At 75.2% G+C, this 6,209-nt stretch carries 3 protein-coding genes; 2 read left to right on the top strand and 1 reads right to left on the bottom strand.

What is annotated here, in order from left to right:
• Nucleotides 1–2,556 (top strand): SDR family NAD(P)-dependent oxidoreductase (locus NBW84_RS21530; RefSeq protein WP_250286846.1); only part of this gene is annotated, 2,556 nt, incomplete at its 5' end.
• A gap of 36 nt (nucleotides 2,557–2,592) precedes the next feature.
• On the opposite strand, the gene NBW84_RS21525 is transcribed toward NBW84_RS21530, so the two are convergent.
• On the bottom strand, nucleotides 2,593–3,786 hold the full coding sequence (locus NBW84_RS21525; RefSeq protein ID WP_250286845.1) for an RNA-guided endonuclease InsQ/TnpB family protein: 1,194 nt from the start codon (nucleotides 3,784–3,786) through the stop codon (nucleotides 2,593–2,595).
• Nucleotides 3,787–4,016: 230 nt separating this feature from the next.
• Between NBW84_RS21525 and NBW84_RS21520 the strand changes: the two genes are divergently transcribed.
• Nucleotides 4,017–6,209 (top strand): type I polyketide synthase (locus tag NBW84_RS21520; protein ID WP_445548800.1); only part of this gene is annotated, 2,193 nt, incomplete at its 3' end.

Here is a 6,209-nt window from a genome sequence, read left to right as displayed (position 1 = left end):
GAAACCCTCAGCGACGACAGCAGCCGGCCCGCCCCCGTCGCGGTCTCCCTGCTGCGCCGCAACGAACCGGAGGCGGTCACGGTCGCCACCGCGGTGAGCGCCGCCCACGCCCACGGCGTCCGCCTGGACTGGCCCGCCGTGTTCGCCGGCCTCGGCGCGCGCACCGTCGACCTGCCGACCTACGCGTTCCAGCGCACCCGGCACTGGCTGGAGGCGACACCGGCCGCGGCCAGCGCCGCCGCCGCCGGCGCCGCGACGGCCGGGCAGCCGGCCGGCGGCCCGGTGGGCGGCGTCGGGGACTCCTCCTTCTGGACGGCGGTGCGCCGCGGCGTCCTCGACGAGCTCGCCGACACACTCGGGCTCGCCGGTGAACGGGAGCGCGCCGCGCTGGGCGAGGTGCTGCCCGCCCTCGTGTCCTGGTGGGAGCGGCAGCAGATCACCGACGCGGTGGACGCCGTGCGCTACCGGGTGGTGTGGCGGCCGGTCCACGACCTGCCCGCCGGGCCACCGCGCGGGCGCTGGCTGCTGGTGGTGCCGGCCGACCGCCGTGACGCCCCGCTGGTCACCGCGCTCACCCGCGCGCTGCCGGACACCGTGGTGCTGGCCGTCGACCGGCGGCACAGCACCCGGGAGGGGCTCGCCGCCGAGCTGACCGCCGCCGCGGCGGCGGGGCCGGTGGACGGCGTGCTGTCGCTGCTGGGGCTCGGGGACGACACGGCCGAGACGTCCGACCTGCCCGCCGGGTTCGCCGCGACCGTGGCGCTGGTCCAGGCCGTCGAGGACGCCGGGACCGCCGCGCCGCTGTGGCTGGCGACCCACGGGGCGGTGGCCACCGTCGCCGGCGAGGCTGTCACCGCCCCGGCCGGCGCGCTGGTCTGGGGCCTGCACCCGATCGTCGGCGTGGAGAACCCGCGGCGTGCGGGCGGCGTGGTCGACCTGCCGGAGTCCGTCGACGAGCGGGTGGTCCGCCAGCTCGTCGGCGTCCTGGCCGGTGGGCACGGCGCCGGCGGGCACGGTGCCGGCGGGCACGGCGAGGTCGAGCTGGCCGTGCGCCCGTCCGGGGTGCTGGCCCGCCGGCTGGTGCCCGCGCCCGCCGGTGGCACGACGACCACCGCCGCCATCACGGGCGGGGCCGCTGCCGCCACCGGGCAGGCCATCGGCGCCAACGGCAACCAGGCCACCGCCACCGGCACCGCCACCGGCACCGGCACCGGCAACAGCAACAGCAACAGCAACAACGGGGACGGTGCCCCGGCCGGCTGGCGGCCGGGGCCCGGGACGGTGCTGGTCACCGGCGGTAGCGGCGCGCTGGCCGGGCACGTCGCGCGCTGGCTCGCCGGGCGCGGCGCCGAGCACCTGCTGCTGGTCAGCCGCCGTGGCGACGGCTGGCCGGGGGCCGGCGAGCTGGCCGCGGAGCTGGCCGGCAACGGCACCGCGGTGACCTACGCCGCCGCCGACGTCGCCGACCGTGACCAGCTGGCCGCGGTGCTGGCCGCGATCCCGCCGGGGCAGCCCCTGACCGCGGTGGTGCACACCGCGGCGGTGCTGGACGACGCGCTGCTGACCAGTCTGACCCCCGAGCGGATCGAACGGGTGCTGCGGGTCAAGGCCGGCGGCGCCCGCCACCTGGACGAGCTGACCAGGGACGCGGACCTGACCGCGTTCGTGCTGTTCTCCTCGATCGCCGGCACGGTCGGGCTCGCCGGCCAGGGCAACTACGCCCCGGGCAACGCCTACCTCGACGCCCTCGCCGAGCGGCGCCGGGCCGCAGGCCGGCCCGCGACCTCGGTCGCCTGGGGGCTGTGGAGCGGCGCCGGCATCGCCAGCGCGGACGTCGCCGCGCACGCCGGCCACCAGGGCTTCGCGCCGATCACCCCGGACGTCGCCCTGGCAGCCCTGGGGCAGGCGCTCGAGCGGGGCGATACCCGCCTGGTCGTCACCGAGGCCGACTGGGCGGCGGTGGCCGCCGCCCGCCCGCATCCCCTGCTGCGTGAGCTGCCCGGCGTCGCGGCCGCCACGGCCGCTGCGGCCGGGACGACGGCGCAGGCGGCGGCGGAGGGCGCGGACGACGGCCCGGCCACGCTGGTGCGCCGGCTCGCCGAGGCCTCCGAGCGCCAGGCCCGGCGGATCGTCCTCGAGCTGGTGCGCACGGAGGTGGCCGTGGTGCAGAAGCACGCCTCGGCCGACCGGGTCGACGTCACCCGGCACTTCCGTGAGCAGGGCTTCGACTCGCTCGCGGCCGTCGAGCTGCGCAACCGGCTGACGGCCCGCACCGGGCTCGCCCTGCCCGCGACGCTGGTCTTCGACCATCCGTCCCCGGTGGAGCTGGCCGAGCATCTCCGCGACGCCCTCGTCCCGGCCGCGGGCAGCGGAGAAGCGTCCGACAGCGCTCCCGGACAGGGCAGCGCTCCCGGACAGGAACAGGAAAACGGTCTGGACGCCCCGGACGGCTCCATCACCCATCCGCAGGCCGGCACGCGCACGACGGAGGAACTGCTGTCGGCGTCCGACGACGAACTGATCGCCTTTATAGGCAACGAGCTCGGGATCTCTTGACGTCCTCCCCCGCGTGAACGCGGGGGATTCCAACTCCTACACACCCGCCAGGGAAGGGGGTGCGGTTCGTTGAGGTTCACGGTTCACCGGCACGGCCAACGCCCTGCCTCCCTGCGGGGTCACGGCCCGTCCGGCCGCGATATTCCTTGCAGCGTTGATGTCGGCGTTGCTCTCATGCCCGCAGGCGACGCACACGAACCGAGATTGGCTCTCTCTCGACTCGGCGGCCACATGCCCGCAGGACGAGCAACGCCGACTGGTATAGGCCGCCGGGATCCTCTCCACCCGGCCGGGGGCTTTCTGTTCCAGCCGTCGGACCAGCAGACCCCAGCCGCCCGCGAGGATGCCCCGGTTCAGGCCGGCTTTCGCCCGGACGTTCGTCCCGGGCGCATCCACCGTGCCCCGCGCCGACCGGGTCATCTGCCGGATCTTCAAATCCTCCACCCGGATCACCTCGAACCGGCGGGCGAGATCGGTCGAGGTTTTCTCGACCCAGTCCTTCCGCCGGTCGCTCTCCCGGGCCCGGAGCCGGGCGATCCGGGCCTTGAGCCGGCCGCGGCGGTGCGAGCCGCGTTTCGCCCGGGCGAGCCGGCGCTGCAGCCGGAACAGCCGTGCGGCCTCCTCGCGTCGCAGCCCCGGGCAGCGCAGCAGCTCCCCGGTCGACAAGGCCGCGGACACGACCACCCCCCGGTCCACCCCGACGACCCCACCGGCCCCGGACACCGCGACAGGGTCGGGTACGACGGCGAACGCGACATGCCACCGGCCCGCCCGATCCCGGGTCACCCGGAACGACGTCGCGGCCGGTACCGGGCGCGTGCGGCGGAAACGCACCCAGCCAACCTTCGGGACCCGCACCCGCGACCAGCGGCGGTTCTCCCGCCGGAAATCACCGGGTTTCACCGCGACGTTCCGGAAACCCTCGCCCCGGCCGCGTTTCCGGAACGACGGTTTCCGGTGCGAACCGCGGAAAAAGCCTGCCAGGGCCGTGGCGAAGTCCCGCAACGCCTGCTGCTGAACAATGACGCTGCCCGCGGCAAGCCAGCCGAACTCCCGCCGTGCGTCGGTCAGCTGCCGGTTCTGCTCGGCGTATCCGGGCGCGGGTCCGCGGCGCGGATGCCACCAGGATTGTTGTTCGAGCGCGAGATTCCACACGTACCGCGCGTGCCCGCAATGCGACTCCAGAACCGCCACCTGATCGGCGGTCGGATAGAGTCGGAAACGGGACATGGAATGATCCTACCGAAGGGATGCCGATCTATGATCACCGGCGCACCGGGGGTTTCCCACCGGCCGGGATGCGCACCGCCGGTCACGCCGCACGCAACGCCGATCCCGGCGGATCGGCGTTGCGTGCCCCGCTCCGCGGGAGACCGGATTCCTCCCCGGTCTGAAGGCCGGGGCATTCTCTGGATGCCTTCGGTGACCATGCCCGACACATCCCGCAGGAGAGGCTGACCGTGAGCGACGACAAGATCCGGTACCTGCTGCGCCGCGTCACCGCGGAGCTGCACGACACCCGCGAACGCCTGCGGGAGGCGCGCGGTGAACGCCAAGAGCCGATCGCGATCGTCGGCCTGGCCTGCCGGTTCCCGGGCGGGGCAGGCTCGCCGGACGGGCTGTGGCGGCTGGTCGCCGACGGCGGTGACGCGATCACCGAGTTCCCGCGGGACCGCGGCTGGGACCTGGACGCCCTCTACGACCCCGACCCGGACCACCCCGGCACGTCCTACACCCGTTACGGGGCGTTCCTGGACGCGGTCGGCGACTTCGACGCGGAGTTCTTCGGGATCTCCCCGCGGGAGGCGCTGGCGACCGACCCGCAGCACCGGCTGCTGCTGGAGGCCACCTGGGAGCTGCTGGAGAACGCCGGGATCGACCCGGCGTCGCTGCGCGGCAGCCGCACCGGTGTGTTCGCGGGCACGAACGTGGCCGACTACGCCGCCCAGGCCGACCCGCCGCCGGACCTGGAGGGCTACCTCGGGCTGGGCAGCGCCGGCAGCGTGCTCTCGGGCCGGGTGTCGTACACGTTCGGTTTCGAGGGGCCGGCGGTCACCATCGACACGGCCTGCTCGTCGTCGCTGGTCGCCCTGCACCTGGCCGCCCAGGCGCTGCGCGCCGGGGACGCGGAGCTGGCGGTCGCCGGCGGGGTGACGGTGATGTCCTCCCCCGGCGAGTTCGTCGAGTTCTCCCGGCAGCGCGGGCTCGCCCCCGACGGCCGCAGCAAGGCGTTCGCGGCGGCGGCGGACGGCGTGAGCTGGTCCGAGGGCGTCGGGCTCGTCCTGCTCGAGCGGCTCTCGGACGCCCAGCGCGCCGGCCACCGCATCCTCGCCGTGCTCCGCGCCTCCGCCGTCAACCAGGACGGCGCCTCCAACGGCCTGACCGCCCCCAACGGGCCGTCCCAGCAGCGTGTCATCCGCGCCGCCCTCGCCGCCGCCGGCCTGACCCCCGCCGACGTCGACGCCGTCGAGGCCCACGGCACCGGCACCCGCCTCGGCGACCCCATCGAAGCCCAGGCCCTCATCGCCACCTACGGGCAGGGGCGGCCCGCCGACCGGCCGCTGTGGCTGGGCTCGGTCAAGTCGAACATCGGGCACACCCAGGCCGCCGCCGGTGTCGCCGGGGTCATCAAGCTGGTCCAGGCCATCCGCCACGGCGTCCTGCCGAAGACCCTGCACGTGGACGAGCCGTCACCGTACGTGGACTGGTCGGCGGGTGCGGTAGAGCTGCTCACCGAGGCGCGGGCCTGGCCGGAGGTCGACCGCCCCCGCCGGGCCGCCGTCTCCGCCTTCGGCGTCAGCGGCACCAACGCCCACATCATCATCGAACAGGCCCCCACCGGCCCGGACGCCCCAGCGAACGCCGCGCCAGACGCCACCCCGAACGCCTCGGCAGGCATCCCCGCGGGCGCAGGTGCGGGCGATCATGACAACGAGGGGACAAGTGGTCGCCCCGGCAGCCACTTGCTCCCTCAATCTTCCGCTCGGAACGGGACGGACCGCGATCTGGCGGGTGTCTCGGTGAACGGTTCGGTGCAGCGCCCGGCGGGTGCCGGGACGGACGGCCCGGCGGGCCGGGCGGACGTGCGGGTGGATGCCCGGGCCAGCTCGGACGCGTCCGAGGCAGGCGCGCCTGTCGTCGAGGGGGACGCGGCCGGGAGGAGCGCGGGAGCGTCCGCCGAAAGGAGTGCCGAGGGAAGTGAAGGAAGTATTGCGGCGTCTGTCGGCGAACCGGCTGGCAGTCCGCTGCCGTTCCTGATCTCCGCGCGTTCACCGCAGGCGTTGCGGGAGCAGGCCGCCCGGCTGGCCGCGCACGTCAGCGGTGACAGCACGCTGCGGCCGGTGGACGTCGCCTACTCACTGGCCACCACCCGGGCGACGCTGTCCCACCGGGCCGTCGTCGTCGCCGGCAGCCGCGACGAGCTGCTCGCAGGGCTGAACGCCCTCGAGACAGGGACGACGGCCGCCAACGTCGTCGTCGGCTCCGCGGAAGGGGCGGCGCCCGACGGGCAGGTGGCGTTCCTGTTCACCGGGCAGGGCGCCCAGCGCCCCGGCGCCGGCCGCGAGCTCTACGACACCTACCCCGTCTTCCGCGCCGCCTTCGACGAGGTCACCACCGCCCTCGACACCGCCCTCGCCACCTACACCGACCAA

It is taken from the genome of Protofrankia sp. CiP1_Cm_nod2 (assembly GCF_920664355.1).
Lineage (GTDB): Bacteria > Actinomycetota > Actinomycetes > Frankiales > Frankiaceae > Protofrankia.
This window is presented reverse-complemented; position numbering and strand designations above follow the sequence as displayed.